The following is a 20,077-nucleotide window of genomic DNA, read 5'->3' as shown; positions in this document are numbered from 1 at the left end:
GCCCTACTTCACCGTGCCTTCGGACTTGTCGTACGTGGGGGCGTCCGGAGCATCCTTCGCCGGACCGATGCCGACGGGGATGCCGGCCTCGGGGTGGTTGAGGTCGAAGGCCGGAGCCTCGCTGCGGATGCGCGGGATCGAGGTGAAGTTGTGACGGGGCGGCGGGCACGAGGTCGCCCACTCGAGCGACCGCGAGAAGCCCCAGGGGTCGTTGACGGTGACCTTCGGAGCCTTCCGCGCCGTGATGTACACGTTGAGGAAGAACGGGATGAGCGACACCGCGAGGATCATCGCGCCCACGGTCGACACCTGGTTCATCCACGTGAAGCCGTCCTCGGGCAGGTAGCTCGCGTAGCGACGGGGCATGCCCACGACGCCGAGCCAGTGCTGGATGAGGAACGTGGTGTGGAAGCCGATGAACAGCAGCCAGAAGTGCCACTTGCCCAGCGTCTCGTTGAGCATCTTGCCGGTCCACTTGGGCCACCAGAAGTAGAAGCCCGAGAACATCGCGAAGACGACGGTGCCGAAGACGACGTAGTGGAAGTGCGCCACGACGAAGTAGGAGTCGGAGACGTGGAAGTCGAGCGGCGGTGAGGCGAGGATGACGCCCGTGAGCCCACCGAAGGTGAAGGTGATCAGGAAGCCGATCGCCCAGATCATGGGGGTCTCGAACGTCACCGAGCCTCGCCACATCGTGCCGATCCAGTTGAAGATCTTCACGCCCGTCGGCACTGCGATGAGCATCGTCATCAGCGAGAAGAACGGCAGGAGGACGGAGCCGGTCACGTACATGTGGTGCGCCCAGACGGTGACCGAGAGGGCCGCGATCGCGATGGTCGCGTAGATCAGCGTCTTGTAGCCGAAGATCGGCTTGCGGCTGAACACCGGGAAGACCTCGGAGACGATGCCGAAGAACGGCAGCGCGATGATGTACACCTCGGGGTGGCCGAAGAACCAGAAGAGGTGCTGCCAGAGCAGGACGCCGCCGTTGGCCGCGTCGTAGATGTGCGCGTCGAAGACGCGGTCGGCTCCGAGCCCGAACATCGCCGCGGCGAGGACGGGGAACGCGAGCAGCACGAGGATCGAGGTCACGAGGATGTTCCACGTGAAGATCGGCATGCGGAACATCGTCATGCCGGGAGCGCGCATCGTGATGATCGTCGTGATGAAGTTCACCGCGCCGAGGATCGTGCCGAATCCGGACAGGGCGAGGCCGAAGACCCAGAGATTGCCGCCCAGCCCTGGCGAGAACGTCGTGCTCGAGAGTGGCGCGTAGGCGAACCAGCCGAAGGACGCCGCTCCCTGCGGGGTGACGAAGCCGGCGACGGCGATGAGCGAGCCGAAGCTGTAGAACCAGTAGGCCAGCGCGTTCAGTCGCGGGAAGGCGACGTCGGGGGCGCCGATCTGCAGCGGCATCAGCACGTTGGCGAAGCCGGCGAACAGCGGCGTCGCGAACATCAGCAGCATGATCGTGCCGTGCATCGTGAAGAGCTGGTTGTACTGCTCGCGGGTCTCGACCACGGCGAGGCCGGGCTCGAAGAGCTGGGCGCGGATGACCAGCGCCATCACTCCCGCGATGCAGAAGTAGATGAAGGAGGTGATCAGGTACATGTACCCGATGACCTTGTGGTCGGTGGACGTCATCCAGCGAACGAGGACGTTCGCCTTGCGCTCGACCGGCGGGGTGCCGAATGCGCGGGACGACGGGGCGGGTGCGGTGGCGGTGCTCATGCTCCCTTACTCCTCGTTCTCGGTGCGGACCGGCGCGTCGGTGCCGGGCAGGTTGCTGTTGCGGTCGTACTCCGCGCCGAGCTGGCCGGTCTGGCCCGCGTCGCGCAGCGACTGGATGTAGTCCTCGTACTCGGCCTCGGAGACGACCTTCACGTTGAAGAGCATCGCCGAGTGGTACTCGCCGCAGAGCTCGGCGCACTTGCCGGCGTAGGTCCCCTCCTTGAGCGGAGTGACGTACATGAAGTTCGTCTTGCCGGGGATCATGTCCTTCTTGTAGAGGAAGTCCACGACCCAGAAGGAGTGGATCACGTCGCGAGCATCGAGCTGGATCGTGATCTTCTTGCCGACGGGCAGGTAGAGGGTGGGCACCTCGGACTCGACGAGCGAGCCGGCGGCGTCGCCGGTGCCTCCCTCGTACTGCCCCTGGATGCCGGCCGAGTAGACGTCCTCGTCGACGTAGTTGAAGTCCCACGCCCACTGCTTGCCGTAGACCTGGATGGTCTCGTCGGGGTCGTCGTAGGGCTGCTCGATGGCGGCCTGGTCGCGCGCGGTGAAGGCGAAGAACCCGATCACGAGGATGAGCGGCACGATCGTGTAGAAGATCTCGATCGGCATGTTGTACCGCAGCTGCACCGGAAGGCCGGTCTGCCCCTTGCGGCGGCGGTAGACGACGACCGCCCAGATGGTGAGACCCCACGTGATCACACCGACCGCGAGCAGGACGATCCAGGAGGTGACCCACAGGCCGATGACCCGGTCGACGTTGTTCGTCGTCCCGGGTTCGGTGGGGAGCCAGCCCTGGAGCTGCTCCTGCGAGCAGCCCGCGAGAACGAGGGCGAGGGCTCCTGCGACGGGGGCGGCTACCCACCTGCGGAGACGGCGATTCAAACGCACCGGTGACCTTTCGGAAGACTGGGGACCAGTTCACACGAAACTGTATTAGACCGTCGCTAGCCTACCTCGCCGTGTCCGGACCCCGATGCAACGACCCCGCTCTTGACGCCCGGGCCGCTCGGTGCCAAGGACGACGAACGGCGCCCGACGGCCCCTCGGGAGGGACAGTCGGGCGCCGGATCGGTGCGGTGCGCTGCTCCTAGTGGAAGCTGTCTCCGCAGGCGCAGCTGCCCTGCGCGTTGGGGTTGTCGATCGTGAAGCCCTGCTTCTGGATGGTGTCCTCGAAGTCGATCGAGGCGCCGTCGAGGTAGGGGACGCTCATCTTGTCGACCACGAGGCCGACGCCCTCGAACTCGACCACCGCGTCGGCGTCGAGCGTGCGCTCGTCGAAGTAGAGCTGGTAGATCAGGCCCGAGCAGCCGCCGGGCTGGACGGCGACGCGCAGACGCAGGTCGTCGCGGCCCTCCTGCTGCAGGAGGCTCTTGACCTTGGCGGCGGCCGTCGGGGTCATCGAGACGCCGTGCGCGCTGGTCGCGGTGGTCGTGTCGGCTGCGGCGGTCAGTGTCGTGTCGGACATGTCACTCCTCGGGGAACGGGCGGGATCGGACGCCGTGAGACTCCGATTCTACGAGAGCAACCTGGAGGCGGAGCAGGGTATTCCGGATCCGGCCCCGTCGGTCGCGAGAGGCGACCGCTCAGTCGCGGTGCGCGGCCGCCCGGAGCAGGAAGAGCGCCTCCGTCTGAGCCGCACGCTTGAAGACGCCGAGGTGCAGCGACTCGTTCGGGCTGTGCGCCCGGGAGTCGGGGTCCTCGACTCCCGTCACCAGGATCTGCGCGGCCGGGAACTCGCGGACGAGATCGGCGATGAACGGGATGCTGCCTCCCGCGCTGGTCTCGAGCGCGGCGCGGCCCCAGGCATCGGCCATGGCGTCCTTCACCAGGCCGACGGCCCAGCCGGAGGTGTCGACGAGGAACGGCTCCCCCGTGTCGACGTCGTCGATCTCGAGGTGCGCGCCGAACGGGGCGTGGGCGCGCAGGTGCCGCTCCACCGCCTCGAAGCCCTCGCGGGCGGCCTGACCGGGAGCGATCCGCGCGCTGATCTTGACCGTGATCGCGGGGCTGAGCGTGTTCGAGGCGTCGACGACGCTCGGGGCGTCGATGCCTGTCACCGTGATCGACGGCTTCGACCAGACCCGCGAGAGGATCGGCCCCTCCCCGATCAGGGAGACGCCGTCGAGAACGCCTGCGTCCCGGCGGAACTCGGCCTCGGCGACCTCTGGCACGACCCCGTCGTGCTCCTCGAGGCCGTCGACCGCGACGGCGCCGGACTCGGTCCAGAGCGTCGACAGCAGGCGGAGCGTGGCCAGCATCGCGTCGGGGACGGCGCCGCCGAGCATCCCGGAGTGCGACGCGTGGTCGAGGGTGCGGACGGTGAGCGTGAAGGTGACGTTGCCGCGCAGGCCCACGGTGAGAGAGGGAGTGTCGATGTCCCAGTTGTCGCTGTCGGCGACGACGATCACATCGGCGCGCAGCGCTTCGTGGTGCTCGCGGAGAAACGTGGGGAACGACCGCGAGCCGAACTCCTCCTCCCCCTCGATGAAGAGGACGAGGCCCAGATCGTGGTCGTCGCCCGCGACCTCGCGGAGTGCCCTGACCGCGGCGAGGTGCGAGACGACTCCCGCCTTGTCGTCGGCGGCGCCCCGGCCGTAGAGACGGTCCCCGCGCACGGTCGGCTCGAACGGAGGCGTGTCCCACGAGGACTCGGCGCCCTGCGGCTGCACGTCGTGGTGCGCGTAGAGCAGGACAGTGGGCGCGCCGTTCCGCGCGGCCCGCGTCGCGAGCACCGCCGGCTGACCGAGGACTCCGGAGTCGCCGATGGTCGACCGGCGGATCGAGACCTCCTCGAACGCCCCGGTCTCCCGCGCCAGCTCCGCGATGGCATCGGCGCTGGCGGCCACCCGGGTCGCGTCGAAGCCGTCCCACGAGACCGACGGGATGCGCACGAGCCGACCGAGCTCGCCGAGGGAGCGGGGCAGGTCGTCGCGGACGGCGGCGAGCACCGCCTCCTCATCGGCAGAGAGAGTGGACGGCGGAGTCGGAGCGTCGAGAGGCATGGAGGTAATCTTAGGAAACTCCCTCGATTCCAAGGACGTTCCCCGTGGCCAAGCCCCCGATCGCAACCGACACCCCCGACGACGCCACCCCCTCGGCGTCCGGCAAGGGGCGGCCGACGCCCACGCGGCGCGAGCAGGAGCTGGCCCGCAAGCGCCCCCTCGTCGTCACCGACCGCAAGCAGGCCGCCCGCGACGCGCGCGAGAAGGCTGCGCTCCAGCGCGAGCAGGCCCGGGTCGGCATGGCCGCCGGCGATCAGCGCTACCTGCCGCTGCGCGACAAGGGCCCGCAGCGCAAGTTCGTGCGCGACTGGGTCGACGCGCGCTTCAGCCTCGGCGAGTTCCTCATCCCGGTGATGGTCGTCGTGCTGCTGCTGAGCTTCTTCCCGCAGCCCGAGCTGCAGTACGCGACGCTCATCATCCTCTGGCTGTTCTTCCTCCTCGCCGTCATCGACTGCATCCTGCTCGGCCTCCGCCTGCGCAGGAAGCTGGCCGAGCGCTACGGAGCCGACAAGGTCGAGAAGGGCATCCGCTGGTACGCCGCGATGCGCGCCCTCCAGCTCCGCGTGATGCGCCTCCCCAAGCCCCAGGTCAAGCGCCGCGCGTACCCGAGCTGAGCGCGAAGCGCTCAGCCTGAGCCCGTCCTCGCCGGGCTCAGTGGACAGCTCCGCGGGCTCAGTGCGAGCGGAGCTCGCGGAGCTCGCGGAGCCCCCGGTTGATGGATCTGGCCCAGAGGGGGCCGAGGTAGATGAACGCGGTGTAGCCCTGGACGAGGGTGGCGCCGGCGTCGAGGCGGGCGCGGACGTCGTCCGCGGTCTCGACTCCGCCGACCGAGATCACGCAGAACGAGGCGGGGACGACGGCGCGGATGAGGCGCAGGACCTCCAGGGACCGGGCGGCGAGCGGAGCGCCCGAGAGTCCGCCGGCTCCGGCACCCTCGACGACGGCGCGGTCCGTCTGCAGGCCCTCCCGGGAGAGCGTCGTGTTGGTGGCGATGATGCCGTCGAGGCCGAGGCGCACGGCGAGCTCGGCGACGCGGGCGACCTCGTCGTCGGAGAGGTCGGGGGCGATCTTCACGAGCAGCGGAGTCGCGTCGGCCGCGTCCTTCATCGCCGCGAGCAGGGGCTCGAGCCGGTCGATCTCCTGCAGGCCGCGGAGCCCCGGGGTGTTGGGCGAGCTCACGTTGACGACGAGGTAGTCGGCGAGGGGGGCGAGCATCCGCGCGCTGACGAGGTAGTCCTCGACGGCGTCGTCGACGGAGACCACCCGGCTCTTGCCGATGTTCACGCCGATCACCGGACGACGGCGTGCAGTGCGGAGGCGCGCGAGGCGCCCCGCGGCCGCACGCGCCCCGTGGTTGTTGAATCCCATCCGGTTGACGACGGCGCGGTCGGCGATCAGGCGGAAGAGCCGGGGCCGGTCGTTGCCGGGCTGCGGCTGAGCGGTGAGGGTGCCGACCTCGACGTGCCCGAAGCCGAGGGCGCCGAGACCGAGAACGGCGGTCGCGTCCTTGTCGAAGCCCGCCGCGACTCCGAACGGCGTCTCGAAGCGCAGCCCGAGCGCCTCGACCGACAGATCGGCACGGGGAACCGTGAAGCGTCGCACGAGCGGAGCGGCGACGCCGAGAGCACGGATGACCGGGAACGCGAGATGGTGGGCGCGCTCGGGATCGATCCGGCGCAGGAGGGTCGAGAACAGCAGCGGGTACACGGCGCTCAGACCTCGTCGGCGCTCTGCGCGGCGCCCGCGCGCTCGGCGCGCAGCAGCAGGATGGCCGACTCGAAGTCGTCGAGCGAGTCGAACGCCTGGTAGACGCTCGCGAAGCGGAGGTAGGCGACCTCGTCGAGCTCGCGCAGCGGGGCGAGGATCGCGAGCCCGATGTCGTTCGCGTCGATCTGCGAGGCGCCCGTCGAGCGGATGTTCTCCTCGACGCGCTGGGCGAGCACCGCGAGATCCGAGTCGGTGACCGGGCGTCCCTGGCAGGCCTTGCGCACGCCGCTCACGATCTTCTCGCGGCTGAACGGCTCGACGACTCCGCTGCGCTTGATCACGACGAGGCTCGCGGTCTCGGTCGTCGAGAAGCGGCGCCCGCAGGCGGGGCACTGCCGACGCCTCCGGATCGAGAGGCCGTCGTCGCTGGTGCGCGAGTCGATGACGCGCGAGTCGGGGTGGCGGCAGAAGGGGCAGAACATCGGATGCCTCCCGAGGTCAGGCGAAGCGGGCGTCGACCGCGTCGCCGTGCGCGGGCAGCGCCTCGGCGTCGCTGAGCGCGCGGATGTGCGGGGCGACCCGCTCGAGTGCGGACCGGTCGTACGAGATCAGCTGCTGCGGGCGCAGGAAGGTGTACGCGCCGAGCCCGGAGGAGAAGCGCGCCTGACCGAGGGTCGGCAGCACGTGGTTCGAGCCGGCGAGGTAGTCGCCGAGGCTGACGGGTGAGGTCGGGCCGAGGAAGATCGCCCCGGCGTCGTGGATCCGCTCGGCGGTCGCCTCCGGGTCGACGGTGTGCAGCTCGAGGTGCTCGGGGCCGTAGGCGTCGCTGAAGGCGCACGCGATCTCGAGGTCGTCGACGATCACGAGCGCCGACTGGGGGCCGCCGAGGGCGATCGCGACGCGCTCGGAGTGGTGGGTCAGGGGCGCCATCGCCGCGAGCTCGCGCTCGACCGCACGGGCGAGGCCGATGTCGTCGGTGACGAGGACCGCCGAGGCCGACTCGTCGTGCTCGGCCTGGCTGATCAGATCGGCGGCGACCAGTCGCGCGTCGGCGCTCGAGTCGGCGATCACGAGGATCTCGGTGGGTCCGGCTTCGGAGTCGATGCCGACCTGTCCGAGGACCTGGCGCTTGGCGGTGGTCACCCAGATGTTGCCGGGGCCGGTGACGATGCTGACCGGCTCGAGGCCGATCGAGTCGACGCCGTAGGCGAGGGCGGCGACGGCGCCCGCTCCCCCGGCGGCGTAGACCTCGTCGATGCCGAGGAGCCCTGCGGCCGCGAGGATCGTGGGGTGCACGGCTCCGCCGAAGGCCTTCTGCGGAGGCGAGGTGATCGCGATGGAGGCGACTCCGGCCGCCTGCGCGGGGACGGCGTTCATGACGACGCTCGAGGGGTAGACGGCCTTGCCGCCGGGCACGTACAGCCCGGCGCGTGAGACCGGCTGCCAGCGCTGGGTGACGGTCGCTCCGTCGTCGAGGCGGGTGGTGCGGGCGGGCGGGATCTGCGCGGCGCTCGCCCGGCGGACCCGGTCGATCGCCTCCTCGAGGGCACGGCGGACGGCCGGATCGAGCTCGCGGACCGCGTCGGCGATCTGCACGGCCGGCACCCGCAGGTGGGGAGGGCGCACACCGTCGAGCCGTTCGGCCTGCTCGAGCAGCGCCTCGGCGCCGCGGGCCCGGACGTCGGCGATCAGCTCGGCGACCACCGGCCCCACGTTCGAGCTGGTGCCCGGATTGCGGGGCACGAGCGCGAGCAGTTCGGTCGCGGTCGGACGACGGCCCCGGAGGTCGAGAGTCTGGATCATGGCCGCCCCAGTCTACCGGCCCGCCCCCACCCCCTCCGGCCCTGCGCCGGCCCTGGCGGAGGCGGGCTCCGATCCGCCCCCGCTGGCCCGTCCAGAAGGTTCGCTGCGAGCACCCATCCTGCTGAAGCTGGTGGGTCTCGATACGCCCCTGCGGGGCTACTCGACCAGCATGCCGCGGACGCCCGCCCCCCGTCTCGGCGCAGCCGGACCTCCCCCGTCTCGGCGCAGCCGGACGCCCCCCACCAGCAGCCGACGGCGACCACCTGCGAGGCGAACGGCTGATTCGCGTCCCAGCGAATCGGCCCAGCCGTTCGCCCCCCGCTCCACCCGCGCGACCACCTCGAAGAGCCGACCGCGCGAAGCCGGGCAGGGACCGGCTTCGAATCCAACTCAATACAGGCAGTTCGGCCCGAGGAGGGACTTGAGCTCGCCGAACAGGTCCGGGGTGATCCGCACCGGGAAGGGCACCTCGAAGACGCGTGCGGTGTCGCCCTTGATGAGCTTGAGGCGCACCTCGGTGCGGCCGGAGTGCCGGATGAGCACGTCGCTGAGCTGCGAGACCGTGTCGGTCGTCGCGCGCGACTCGGGCATCGAGACGGTGAGGGGGCCCGAGTCGCCGTCCTGGTTGAGCTCGGGGGCGAAGAGGCTGAACGCGTGCAGGTTCATCCCGTCGTCGCGCATGCTCACGCGGCCCCTGACCACCACGATCGAGTCGTTCGTGAGGGCGGGGGCGAACTCCTGGTACGCCTTGCCCATGAACATGCAGGTGATCTCGCCGCCGAAGTCCTCGACCTGGATCATGCCGTACTGATTGCCCGAGGTCTTCGCCATCCGGTGCTGGACGCTGGTGACCAGCCCCGCGACGACCACGGTCTCGCCGTCGGCGATCGTGTCCGATCCGAGCAGGTCGACGATGGTCGTGCTGTAGTGCTTCGCCAGCTCGGTCTCGAGCCCCGCGAGCGGGTGGTCCGAGACGTAGAGGCCGAGCATGTCGCGCTCGAAGGCGAGCTTGTCGCGCTTGGCCCACTCGGGCCGCTCCGGCACCTGGATCGCCGCCTGCGGTTCGTCCCAGAGGCTGTCGAAGTCGAAGCCGACCTGCCCGTTCGCCTCGTTGCGCTTGTCGCCGACGGCGGCCTCGACGGCGGCCTCGTGCACCTCGACGAGGGCGCGGCGGGTCGATCCGAGCGAGTCGAACGCGCCGGCCTTGATCAGCGACTCGATCGTGCGCTTGTTCGCCACCGGCAGCGGAGCCTTGCGGAGGAAGTCGTGGAAGCTCTCGAAGCGCCCCTTCTCCTCGCGGGCCGCGCGGATCCCCTCGACCACGTTGGTGCCGACGTTCCGCACGGCGCCGAGGCCGAAGCGGATGTCGGTGCCGACGGCGGTGAAGAAGCCGATCGACTCGTTCACGTCCGGCGGGAGCACCTTGATGCCCATCCGCCGGCACTCGTTGAGGTAGGCGGCCATCTTGTCCTTGGAGTCGCCGACGCTGGTCAGCAGGGCCGCCATGTACTCGGCGGGGTAGTGCGCCTTGAGGTACGCGGTCCAGTACGAGATCACTCCGTAGGCCGCCGAGTGCGCTTTGTTGAAGGCGTAGTCGGAGAAGGGCAGCAGGATGTCCCAGAGCGTCTTCACCGCGGCCATCGAGTAGCCGTTGTCGGCCATGCCCCCCGAGAAGCCCTCGAACTGCTTGTCGAGCTCGGACTTCTTCTTCTTGCCCATCGCGCGGCGCAGCAGGTCGGCCTGCGCGAGTGTGAAGCCGGCGAGCTTCTGCGCGATCGACATCACCTGCTCCTGGTACACGATGAGGCCGTAGGTGCCGCCGAGCACCTCCGCCAGCGGCTCCTCGAGCTCCGGGTGGATCGGGGTGATCTGCTGGATGCCGTTCTTGCGCAGGGCGTAGTTGGTGTGGGAGTCGGCGCCCATCGGCCCCGGCCGGTACAGCGCGAGGACGGCCGAGATGTCCTCGAAGTTGTCGGGCTTCATCAGCCGCAGGAGGCCGCGCATCGGCCCGCCGTCGAGCTGGAACACGCCGAGCGTGTCGCCGCGGGCGAGCAGCTCGTAGGCGGCGGGGTCGTCGAGCTCGAGATCCTCGAGGACGAGGTCCTCGCCGCGGTTCGCGCGGATGTTGTCGAGCGCGTCGTCGATGATCGTGAGGTTGCGCAGCCCCAGGAAGTCCATCTTGATCAGGCCGAGCGACTCGCACGCGGGGTAGTCGAACTGCGTGACGATCTGGCCGTCCTGCTCCCGCTTCATGATCGGGATGATGTCCTTGAGCGGATCGCTCGACATGATGACGCCCGCGGCGTGCACGCCCCACTGGCGCTTGAGGTTCTCGAGCCCGAGCGCCGTGTCGAAGACGAGCTTCGCCTGCGGATCCTCGGCGATCACGTTCCGGACGTCGAGCGCCTCCTTGTAGCGGGGGTGCTCGGGGTCGTTGATCCCGGTCAGCGGGATGTCCTTGCCCATGATCGCCGGGGGCATGGCCTTGGTGAGCTTCTCGCCCATCCCGAAGGGGAAGCCGAGCACGCGCGAGGCGTCCTTGAGCGCCTGCTTCGCCTTGATCGTGCCGTAGGTGACGATCTGCGCGACGCGCTCGTCGCCGTACTTGTCGGTGACGTAGCGGATGACCTCGCCGCGGCGACGATCGTCGAAGTCGACGTCGAAGTCGGGCATCGAGACGCGGTCGGGGTTCAGGAACCGCTCGAAGATCAGGCCGTGGCGCAGCGGGTCGAGGTCGGTGATCTTCATCGCGTAGGCGGCCATCGAGCCGGCGCCCGAGCCGCGGCCCGGGCCCACCCGGATGCCGTTGCGCTTGGACCAGTTGATGAAGTCGGCGACGACGAGGAAGTAGCCGGGGAAGCCCATCTGCAGGATGACGCGAATCTCGTAGTCGGCGCGGTCGCGCACCTCCTGCGAGATGCCGTCCGGGTAGCGCTCGTTCAGCCCCGCCTCGACCTCCTTGACGAACCAGGTGTCCTCGGTCTCGCCCTCGGGCACCGGGAATCGCGGCATGTAGTTGGCGGAGGTGTCGAACTGCACGTCGCAGCGCTCGGCGATCAGCAGGGTGTTGTCGCACGCCTCCGGGTAGTCGCGGAACACCTGGCGCATCTCGCGCGGCGACTTGAGGTAGAACTCGTCCGCGTCGAACTTGAAGCGCTTCGGGTCGTCCAGCGTCGTACCCGACTGCACGCACAGCAGCGCGGCGTGCGAGGTGGCGTCGTGGGCGTGCGTGTAGTGGAGGTCGTTGGTGGCGACCAGCGGCAGGTCGAGGTCCTTCGCCAGGCGGATCACGTCGCCGATGACGCGACGCTCGATGTCGAGGCCGTGGTCCATGATCTCGGCGAAGAAGTTCTCCTTGCCGAAGATGTCGCGGTAGTCGGCGGCCGCCTGACGCGCCTCCTTGTACTGGCCCAGTCGGAGGCGCGTCTGCACCTCGCCGCTCGGGCAGCCGGTGGTCGCGATCAGGCCCTCGGAGTGCTCCGCGAGGATCTCGCGGTCCATGCGGGGCTTGAAGTAGTAGCCCTCGATCGACGCCCGCGACGAGAGCCGGAACAGGTTGTGCATCCCCGTCGTCGTCGAGCTGAGCAGCGTCATGTGGGTGTAGGCGCCCGAGCCCGAGACGTCGTCCTGGCCGCCGTCTCCCCAGCGGATGCGCGTCTTGTCCGACCGGTGCGTGCCGGGCGTCAGGTAGGCCTCGGTGCCGATGATCGGCTTGATCCCCGCGGCGGTCGCTGTGCGCCAGAAGTCGAAGGCGCCGAAGACGTTGCCGTGGTCGGTGACGGCGATCGCCGGCATGCTCTCCTCCACCGCCGCGTCGATGAGCGGCTTCACGCGGGCGGCACCGTCGAGCATCGAGTACTCGCTGTGCACGTGCAGGTGGACGAAGGAATCGTTACTCGGCAAGGATGCGCCTCCGACGGACTGCGGGCGGGGGGACCGGGGACCTGGGGAGGGTCGCGACCGGGGCGGCAGAAAGTCTAACCGCGCCGGCGGAGGCATCGGCCGGGTGCGCGGGATTCACTCCGCTCGCCCGATCGACGGGCGTGTCACTCGCCGCGCAGGACCTCGAGAGCGTGGACGAGGTCGTCGGGGTAGGACGCCTCGAACTGCACCCACTCCCCCGATCCGGGGTGCGTGAAGCCGAGCCGGACGGCGTCGAGCCACTGCCGCGTGAGGCCGAGGCGCTTCGAGAGGGTCGGGTCGGCGCCGTACATCGCGTCGCCGACGCACGGGTGGCGCTGCGCCGCCATGTGCACGCGGATCTGGTGGGTGCGCCCGGTCTCGAGGTGGATCTCGAGCAGGGAGGCGAAGGGGAACGCCTCGATCGTCTCGTAGTGGGTCACCGAGGGCTTTCCGTCGGCGCGCACCGCGAACTTCCAGTCGGAGGAGGGGTGCCGGCCGAGCGGGGCGTCGATGGTCCCCGCGAGCGGATCGGGGTGCCCCTGCACGACCGCGTGGTAGACCTTCTCGACCGTCCGGTCGTGGAAGGCGCGCTTCAGGTGCGTGTAGGCCCGCTCCGACTTGGCGACGACCATCAGCCCGCTCGTCCCGGCGTCGAGGCGGTGCACGATGCCCGCGCGCTCGGCGGCGCCGGACGTGGCGATCGTGAAGCCGGCCGCGGCGAGGGCGCCGAGGACGGTCGGGCCCTCCCAGCCGACGGCGGGGTGCGCCGCGACTCCGACCGGCTTGTCGATGACGACGATGTCGTCGTCGTCGTGCACGACCGTCAGATCGGGCACCGCGATCGGGATGATCCGCGGCTCCTCCCGCGGAGACCACTCGACGTTCAGCCACGAGCCGGCCGAGACGCGGTCGCTCTTGTCGAGGACGCGCCCGTCGGCGGTGACTCCCCCGGCCTCGGCGACCTCGGCGGCGAAGGTCCGCGAGAAGCCGAGCAGCTTGGCGACGGCGGCGTCCGCCCGGAGGCCCTCCAGCCCGTCGGGGACGGGCAGCGAGCGGGACTGGACCATCAGGCGCCGCCGCGGGGATCGGACTCGCGGGCGGGGTCCTCCTGCCCGGTCGGCTCTGCGGGGTCGTCATCGGGAGCGGAGGCCAAGGCGTCGCGGGTCGCCCGCGTGCCGTCGAGGCCGATGCCGCGCAGGCTCAGGACGACGAAGATCGCCATCGCCGAGCAGATCGCGATGTCGGCGACGTTGTAGATCGCCGGGAGCAGCCACGGAGTGAAGACGAAGTCGACGACGTGCCCGAGGCCGAACGACGGCTCGCGGAAGAGCCGGTCGAAGAGGTTGCCGAGCGTGCCGCCGAGCAGCAGCCCGAAGAAGACGGCCCAGGCGGTCGAGCGGATGCGCCGCGCGAACCAGACGAGGGCCACGACCACGCACGCGGCGATGATCGAGAAGATCCAGGTCGAGCCGCTGGCGAGCGAGAACGCGGCCCCGGGGTTCTTCACGTACTGGAAGATCAGGACGTCGCCCAGGATGTGGACGTCCTCGCCGAGGGCGAGGGTGGTCGTGACCAGGTGCTTCGCGGTCTGGTCGATCGCGAAGACCGCGAGCGCAACGAGGCCGAGGGTGACCAGCACCCTCGGCCTGACGTTCGCTGCGGTGGTGCTACGCCCCAAAACCGGGGAAGGAGGACGCCTCGGCCGACACCGGCTGGGTGTCGAGGTCGCGGAGCTGGCCCTCGATGTAGCTCTTCAGCTTCTGGCGGTACTCGCGCTCGAAGGTGCGGAGACCGTCGATGCGCTCCTCGACCGCGGCGCGCTCCTCGTCGAGCTTCGCGATCTGGGCGCGCTGCTTGGCCTCGGCCTCGGCGACGAGGCGGGCCGCCGTGGCGCGCCCCTCGGCGACCAGGGCGTCGCGCTTCTCGGCGCCCTCGCGGACGTGCTCCTCGTGGAGACGACGCGCGAGCTGAAGCAGTCCGCTGGAGCTCTCGGCCTCGTCGACCGGCGCCGCCTGCGAGGCGACGGGGGCGACGACCGGGGCGGGAGCCGGCTCGGGCTCGGGCTCGGGCTCGGGCTCCGGCGCGGGAGCCTCGTCGACGACCGGGGCCGGCGCTGCGGCTGCTCCGCCGTCGCGCTGGAGGTCGGAGAGGCGGGAGTCGCCGGCGGAGAGGCGCTGGCGCAGCTCCTCGTTCTCCTGGTTCAGGCGACGCAGCTCGACGACGACCTCGTCGAGGAAGTCGTCGACCTCGTCCTGGTCGTATCCCTCGCGGAACTTGGTCGGCTGGAACCGCTTATTGACAACATCTTCGGGAGTGAGCGCCATGGCTTTCCACCTTCGATTTCAAGTAGGTACACGTTGACAAACGTTCGACTAAAGCTAGCAACTTCGAGCGCGCGGCGCAGTGCGAGCCCCGCGGCAACGTCTGGTCGACGCCGACGTTTCCGCGCCGACGGTGCAGGGGTGCCCTGCACGACGATCGATCCTACCGGGGCGAGCGCACCAGGGGCGACACCGCCGCGGACGGCGAGGCGGAGGCGCTCCCCCGCCGGAGTGTCAGGCCGCCTGGAGCCAGGTGGCGATGTACATGCCCACGATGACGCAGAGCATGGTGAGGCTCCAGCCGAAGTCGAGCGCCACCGGTCCGATCGACACCGGCTTGATCAGGCGGCGGAAGAACGAGATCGGAGGGTCGGTGACCGTGTACACGGTCTCCGCGGCCACGAGTCCGACACCGCGGGGGCGCCAGTCGCGTCGGATCACGCGGACGAGGTCGAGGACGAACCGGGCCCACATCGCGAAGAAGTACAGCAGCAGGACGAAGTAGAGGACGCTCCCGAGGAGCGAGACGACGGAGTTCACCGCTGAACAGTGCTCCCCGGGGTCAGGACTTCGCGAAGAACGACGCGTCGGCGTCGCTCTCGGCGGAGGCCGAATCGCCGGCGACCGTGATGTGCGACGGCGAGAGCAGGAAGACCTTGCTCGTCACGCGCTCGATCCGGCCGTAGAGGCCCTGCGACAGGCCGCTCGCGAAGTCGATGAGGCGGCGGGCGTCCGCGTCGCTCATCTGCGAGAGGTTGATGATCACCGGGATGCCGTCGCGGAAGTTCTCGGCGATGACCTGGGCGTCGCGGTACTGCTTGGGGTGGACGGTGAGGATCTCGTTCATCTCGGCGTGTGCCGTCGCCTTCGGAGTCTGGGGGGTGGGCTTGCGGAGCGGGGTGACCGTCGCGCGGGGCTGGGGGGCCTGCTCGACCGGGGGGACGGGCTGGACCGGGGAGACCGGTGCGCGGTGGGCAGTGGCGGGGGCGGCCTCGACGGTCTCGGCGCGCTCGTACTCGATCTCCTCGTCGGCGAGTCCGAGGTAGACCATCGTCTTCTTGAGCGGGTTGGCCATGAGTGTCCTCCGTGTCGTCGTCACTCCCACGGGTGGATCGTGCACTGACGGTCCGTGCACAGGTGGGTCGTGACGAGATTACGTGCGAGCGGGGCGATTGCCGGTGATTGCGGAACCGATTCGCAGGTGTGTCGCGCCCTCGGCGATCGCCTCGGCGAAGTCGTTCGACATGCCGGCCGAGATGGCGGAGGCCGCCGGGTCGATGGCGCGGACGCGGTCCGAGAGCGCGCGCAGGCGCGCGAAGGCCGGTCGCGGCTCCTCGCCGAGCGGAGCGACGGCCATCACGCCGCGGAGGACCAGGCCCGGAGCCGCGACGATCGCCTCGGCGAGGGCCTCGACGTCCTCGGGAGCCGCTCCGCCCCGCCCCGGCTCACCGCTGAGGTCGACCTGCAGGAAGACGTCGAGAGGGTCGCCCTCGGCGTCGAGCAGCGGGACGAGCGCGGGACGGTCGACCGAGTGCACCGCGTCCGCGTAGCGCCTGACCTGGCGCGCCTTCTTGCTCTGCAGCTGACCGATGAAGTGCCAGCGCGCAGGAGTCTCCTCGAGGATCGCGGCCTTCTCCTGCGCCTCCTGGTGCCGGTTCTCGCCGAAGTCGACGACACCCAGCTCGAGGAGGTCGCGCAGCAGCCCGACGGGGTGGAACTTCGTGACCACGATCGTGGTGAGCTCGGCGGGATCGCGCCCAGCCGAGCGGGCCGCGTCGGCGACCCGCTCGGAGACGGCGCTCCAGCGCTCCGACAGAGCCTGGTCGACCACGGTGACTACTTGAGGAAGTCGGGGATGTCCAGGTCGCTCTCGTCGTCGTCGAACGACGGGTCGGCGACCGGGGCGGGGGCGGCGACCGGCGTGCTCGACCAGATCGAGCCGGCGGCCGGGGCGACGACCGGCGCCGGGGTGGGCTCCGCCGCGCTCTCGGCCGGCGCGCTGGCCTGCGCACGCGGTTGCGCGGTCAACGCCGGCGCCTGGGCGCCGGGCTCGCCGCCGTCGAAGCCCGCGGCGATCACCGTGACGCGCACCTCGTCGCCGAGGGTGTCGTCGATGACCGCGCCGAAGATGATGTTCGCCTCGGGGTGCACCGCCTCCTGGACCAGCCGAGCGGCGTCGTTGATCTCGAAGATGCCGAGGTTCGATCCGCCCTGGATCGAGAGGAGCACGCCGTGCGCTCCGTCGATGCTGGCCTCGAGCAGCGGTGACGCCACCGCGAGCTCGGCGGCCTTGATGGCGCGGTCGGCGCCGCGCGAGGAGCCGATGCCCATCAGCGCGGAGCCCGCGCCCTGCATGACCGACTTGACGTCGGCGAAGTCGAGGTTGATGAGGCCCGGCGTGGTGATCAGGTCGGTGATGCCCTGGACACCCGCGAGGAGGACCTGGTCGGCCGTCGCGAACGCCTCGAGCATCGAGATGCCGCGATCGCTGATCTCGAGGAGCCGGTCGTTCGGGACGACGATGAGCGTGTCGACCTCGTTCTTGAGCGTCGCGACCCCCGCCTCGGCCTGGGTCTGGCGACGGCGGCCCTCGAAGCCGAACGGCTTCGTGACCACACCGATCGTGAGGGCTCCGATCGACTTCGCGATGCGCGCGACGACCGGGGCACCGCCGGTGCCGGTTCCGCCGCCCTCGCCCGCGGTGACGAAGACCATGTCGGCGCCGGCGAGCACCTCCTCGATCTCCTCCGCGTGGTCCTCTGCGGCGCGACGGCCGACCTCGGGGTCGGCTCCCGCACCGAGGCCGCGGGTGAGCTCGCGTCCGACGTCGAGCTTCACGTCGGCGTCGCTGAGCAGGAGCGCCTGGGCGTCGGTGTTGATGGCGATGAATTCGACGCCGCGCAGGCCGAGCTCGATCATGCGGTTCACGGCGTTGACGCCGCCACCGCCGATGCCGACGACCTTGATCACGGCGAGATAGTTCTGGTTTGACGTCACGTCTCCGGCCTCCGGGCTGAACCTTAAACCTGTAGTCGAGGCTTAAAGTTATACTGAGTATGCATGTGGGGTTCGACTGACGGTAGGCGGAGTCCGGCGCAGCTCCCAGCAGACACGCCCGCATTCGGCAAAGAGCCGAGCGGATCCGCCCTCATCGGGGTGCGACGACCGCGGCCTGGGGCGACGAGACGTCGTACGTCGCGACGGCCGCCGGGTCGGTGGCCGCCATCAGCTTCTCGAGCACGACGGCCTTGAGGGCCGAGTCGTCCGACCCGCCCCACATCACGACCGAGCCGTTCGCGAGCGTCAGCGAGACGTCGTCGCCGGTCGTCGCGGAGGCCGCGGTGACCTGACCGGCGAGATTCGCGGGCACGGTGCGCAGCACCTGCGTGATCACGCGGAAGGCCGCGCCGGAGGCCCCTCCGGTCGGCGTGGTGACGATCGGGTACCCGGGCTGCGCGGCGTCGGCCGTCTCGATCACGACTCCGGCGGCGTCGACCAGGTCGAAGCGCCCGCCGTTCGCGAGGACGGCGAGCGGGGTCCGCTCGACGATCGTCACGACCAGTGTGCTCGGCGGCCGCGTCTGCACCGAGTAGCTCTGCACGAGCGGATAGGCGCCGAGGACGGCGCCGACCTCCGACCGGTCGACGAGGGTGAGCGGCACGCCGAGCTGATCGTCGAGCGAGGACTGGATCGCCTGGGCGCTCACGCGCTGCGTGCCGGCGATCTCGATCGTGCGGACCGCCATCAGCGGCGAGTAGGCCGCGATGGCGACCACGACGGCCAGCAGGACGAGCGATCCGGCCGTGACCAGCGCGATCGTGCGGCGTCGACGCGCCCGTCGGGTGAAGCGGCGCACCTCGCCGCGCTCGAACCGGCGGCGCTCCTTCGCGGCCCGGGCGATCTCCCGGCGGTCGGCGCCAGGCAGGCGGACCCGTCCGAGCCGCTCCTTCGTCCGGTCGACGAGCCCGATCGGCTCCGGCTGGCCGCGGGAGGGCTTCTGCTCCGACACCGACGGCGCCACGATGCTGATCGGCTCCGTCGGCTCGCCGCTCGACGCGGGCGGCGGCGCGACCGGAGCGCTGCGACCGGGCGGGCGAGCCGTCCGGGCGCCCTCGGGGCGCTTCACGCGCGACCCCCGAGCGCCCCGCCGAGCAGCATCGCCGTCATCGAGCGACCGCGGAGTCCTCGCTCGCGCCGAGGGACTCGAGCAGCTGCGGGATGATCCGGTAGACGTCGCCGCAGCCCAGGGTGATCACAAAGTCGCCCTCGCGCGCGATCTCGGCGGTGCGGCGGGCCGCCTCCTCCCAGTCGGCGATGAAGGACACGTGCGACGGGTCGGCGAACCTGCCGCTGACGAGCGCTCCGGTGACGCCTGGCTCCGGATCCTCGCGCGCGCCGTAGACGTCGAGCACGACGGTCTCGTCGGCGTAGCGCTCGAGCGTCTCGGCGAACTCGCGCGCGAAGAGCCGGGTGCGGCTGTAGAGGTGCGGCTGGTGGACGGCGATGATGCGCCCCTCCCCCACCACGGTGCGGGCGGCGGACAGCGCCGCCGCGACCTCGGTGGGGTGGTGCGCGTAGTCGTCGTAGACGCTCACGCCGCGCACCGAGCCGTGCAGCTCGAACCGGCGCTCCGTGCCTCCGAACTCCGCGACGGCCTCGAGCGAGGCGGCGGGCTCGAAGCCCAGCCCGACCAGCACCGCGAAGGCGCCGGCCGCGTTGATCGCGTTGTGGCGCCCCGGGATGCGCAGTCGCGCCGAGTAGCGGCGGCCCTCGTACTCGACCGAGAAGCCGACCGGGCCGACGAGCTCGAGGTCGACGACCCGGACGTCGGCGCCCTCCGCCTCGCCGAACGTGAGGACGCGCTTGCCCGAGAGTCTCTCGGTCACGCGGACCGCGCCGGGATCGTCGGACGAGACGACCACCAGTTCGCCCGCGTTCGACGCGAAGGTGACGAACGCCTCCTCGAACGCCTCGAGCGAGCCGTAGTGGTCGAGGTGGTCGGGGTCGACGTTGGTGATCAGCGTGACCGCCGCGTCGTAGAGCAGGAAGCTGCCGTCGGACTCGTCCGCCTCGACCACGAAGACCTCGCCGGAGCCGGCGGCGGAGGACGTGCCGAGGCTCTCGATGATGCCGCCGTTCACGAAGCTGGGGTCGGCGTCGACCCCGAGCAGCCCGGTCACGATCATGCCGGTGGAGGTGGTCTTGCCGTGCGCTCCGGCGACCGCGACGAGGCGGTGCCCGCGGACGAGCCAGGCGAGCGCCTGCGAGCGGTGCAGCACGGGCAGGCCGCGCTCCTTCGCGAGCACGTACTCGGGATTGTCCTGCCAGAGCGCCGAGGTGACCACGACCGCCTCCGCGTCGCCGAGGTGGGCGGCGTCGTGACCGATGGCGACCGGGATCCCGAGCTCGCGCAGCTGCTCGATGGGGTGCGACTCGCGCACGTCGGAGCCCGTGACGCGGTGGCCGGCGTGGTGGAAGAGGCGCGCGATCCCGCTCATCCCCGACCCGCCGATGCCGATGAAGTGGACCGAGCCGAGCTCGTCGGGGACGGTGATGCCGAGGTCGGGCTTGATCACGGGGCTCTCGCTTTCGGGTGGTCGACGG

General features: G+C 70.5%; 18 protein-coding genes. 1 reads left to right on the top strand and 17 read right to left on the bottom strand.

Annotated features, from left to right (window positions below):
• Positions 1–3 precede the first annotated feature (3 nt).
• The 4 genes from ctaD to GRS96_RS10490 all read right to left on the bottom strand — a co-directional run bounded on the left by ctaD (position 4) and on the right by GRS96_RS10490 (position 4,739).
• Positions 4–1,731 carry an aa3-type cytochrome oxidase subunit I gene (gene ctaD, locus GRS96_RS10505; RefSeq protein ID WP_159857197.1) on the bottom strand — a complete coding sequence of 576 codons (1,728 nt, stop codon included), beginning with the start codon at positions 1,729–1,731 and terminating at the stop codon, positions 4–6.
• 6 nt (positions 1,732–1,737) lie between these two features.
• Positions 1,738–2,625, bottom strand: coding sequence for an aa3-type cytochrome oxidase subunit II (ctaC, locus tag GRS96_RS10500; protein ID WP_159857195.1), 888 nt, complete (start codon positions 2,623–2,625; stop codon positions 1,738–1,740).
• Between the two features lie 199 nt (positions 2,626–2,824).
• Positions 2,825–3,202, bottom strand: coding sequence for an iron-sulfur cluster insertion protein ErpA (gene erpA / locus GRS96_RS10495; RefSeq protein ID WP_159857193.1), 378 nt, complete (start codon positions 3,200–3,202; stop codon positions 2,825–2,827).
• Between the two features lie 118 nt (positions 3,203–3,320).
• A complete protein-coding gene (locus tag GRS96_RS10490; protein WP_159988441.1) occupies positions 3,321–4,739 on the bottom strand; it encodes a dipeptidase in 1,419 nt (472 codons plus the stop codon).
• 44 nt (positions 4,740–4,783) lie between these two features.
• Between GRS96_RS10490 and GRS96_RS10485 the strand changes: the two genes are divergently transcribed.
• Positions 4,784–5,353 carry a DUF3043 domain-containing protein gene (locus GRS96_RS10485; protein WP_204162071.1) on the top strand — a complete coding sequence of 190 codons (570 nt, stop codon included), beginning with the start codon at positions 4,784–4,786 and terminating at the stop codon, positions 5,351–5,353.
• A 58-nt stretch (positions 5,354–5,411) separates the two neighbouring features.
• Here GRS96_RS10485 and GRS96_RS10480 read toward each other — a convergent pair whose 3' ends face one another.
• From GRS96_RS10480 to murC, 13 genes are all read right to left on the bottom strand, one after another.
• Positions 5,412–6,446, bottom strand: coding sequence for a quinone-dependent dihydroorotate dehydrogenase (locus GRS96_RS10480; protein WP_159988440.1), 1,035 nt, complete (start codon positions 6,444–6,446; stop codon positions 5,412–5,414).
• 5 nt (positions 6,447–6,451) lie between these two features.
• Positions 6,452–6,928, bottom strand: coding sequence for a transcriptional regulator NrdR (gene nrdR / locus GRS96_RS10475; RefSeq protein ID WP_159857187.1), 477 nt, complete (start codon positions 6,926–6,928; stop codon positions 6,452–6,454).
• A gap of 16 nt (positions 6,929–6,944) precedes the next feature.
• Positions 6,945–8,249: a histidinol dehydrogenase gene (gene hisD, locus GRS96_RS10470; protein WP_159988439.1), complete on the bottom strand. Its 1,305-nt coding sequence runs from the start codon at positions 8,247–8,249 to the stop codon at positions 6,945–6,947.
• Between the two features lie 390 nt (positions 8,250–8,639).
• On the bottom strand, positions 8,640–12,101 hold the full coding sequence (gene dnaE / locus GRS96_RS10465) for a DNA polymerase III subunit alpha (RefSeq protein WP_236553687.1): 3,462 nt from the start codon (positions 12,099–12,101) through the stop codon (positions 8,640–8,642).
• 194 nt (positions 12,102–12,295) lie between these two features.
• Complete coding sequence (locus GRS96_RS10460) at positions 12,296–13,219, bottom strand: RluA family pseudouridine synthase (protein WP_159857181.1); 924 nt, start codon at positions 13,217–13,219, stop codon at positions 12,296–12,298.
• Entirely contained in the window at positions 13,219–13,791 is a 573-nt protein-coding gene (gene lspA, locus GRS96_RS10455; protein WP_236553614.1) for a signal peptidase II, read from the bottom strand. The genes GRS96_RS10460 and lspA overlap by 1 nt, the downstream gene beginning before the upstream one ends.
• 28 nt (positions 13,792–13,819) lie before the next feature.
• On the bottom strand, positions 13,820–14,476 hold the full coding sequence (locus GRS96_RS10450) for a DivIVA domain-containing protein (protein WP_159857179.1): 657 nt from the start codon (positions 14,474–14,476) through the stop codon (positions 13,820–13,822).
• A gap of 231 nt (positions 14,477–14,707) precedes the next feature.
• A complete protein-coding gene (locus tag GRS96_RS10445) occupies positions 14,708–15,013 on the bottom strand; it encodes a YggT family protein (RefSeq protein WP_268893226.1) in 306 nt (101 codons plus the stop codon).
• A gap of 22 nt (positions 15,014–15,035) precedes the next feature.
• Positions 15,036–15,548 (bottom strand): cell division protein SepF, encoded by a 513-nt coding sequence (locus tag GRS96_RS10440; protein ID WP_159988437.1) that lies wholly within the window; start codon positions 15,546–15,548, stop codon positions 15,036–15,038.
• 78 nt (positions 15,549–15,626) lie between these two features.
• The gene (locus tag GRS96_RS10435; RefSeq protein ID WP_159988436.1) at positions 15,627–16,304 is read right to left on the bottom strand and encodes a YggS family pyridoxal phosphate-dependent enzyme; all 678 of its coding nucleotides are present in this window, start codon (positions 16,302–16,304) and stop codon (positions 15,627–15,629) included.
• Positions 16,305–16,309: 5 nt separating this feature from the next.
• Positions 16,310–17,470 carry a cell division protein FtsZ gene (gene ftsZ, locus GRS96_RS10430; RefSeq protein ID WP_159857173.1) on the bottom strand — a complete coding sequence of 387 codons (1,161 nt, stop codon included), beginning with the start codon at positions 17,468–17,470 and terminating at the stop codon, positions 16,310–16,312.
• A gap of 151 nt (positions 17,471–17,621) precedes the next feature.
• Entirely contained in the window at positions 17,622–18,599 is a 978-nt protein-coding gene (locus GRS96_RS10425; protein WP_159988435.1) for an FtsQ-type POTRA domain-containing protein, read from the bottom strand.
• Between the two features lie 37 nt (positions 18,600–18,636).
• Positions 18,637–20,049 (bottom strand): UDP-N-acetylmuramate--L-alanine ligase, encoded by a 1,413-nt coding sequence (gene murC, locus GRS96_RS10420; RefSeq protein ID WP_159988434.1) that lies wholly within the window; start codon positions 20,047–20,049, stop codon positions 18,637–18,639.
• Positions 20,050–20,077 lie beyond the last annotated feature (28 nt).

It is taken from the genome of Rathayibacter sp. VKM Ac-2803, assembly GCF_009807175.1.
Taxonomy (GTDB): Bacteria; Actinomycetota; Actinomycetes; order Actinomycetales; family Microbacteriaceae; genus Rathayibacter.
This window is presented reverse-complemented; position numbering and strand designations above follow the sequence as displayed.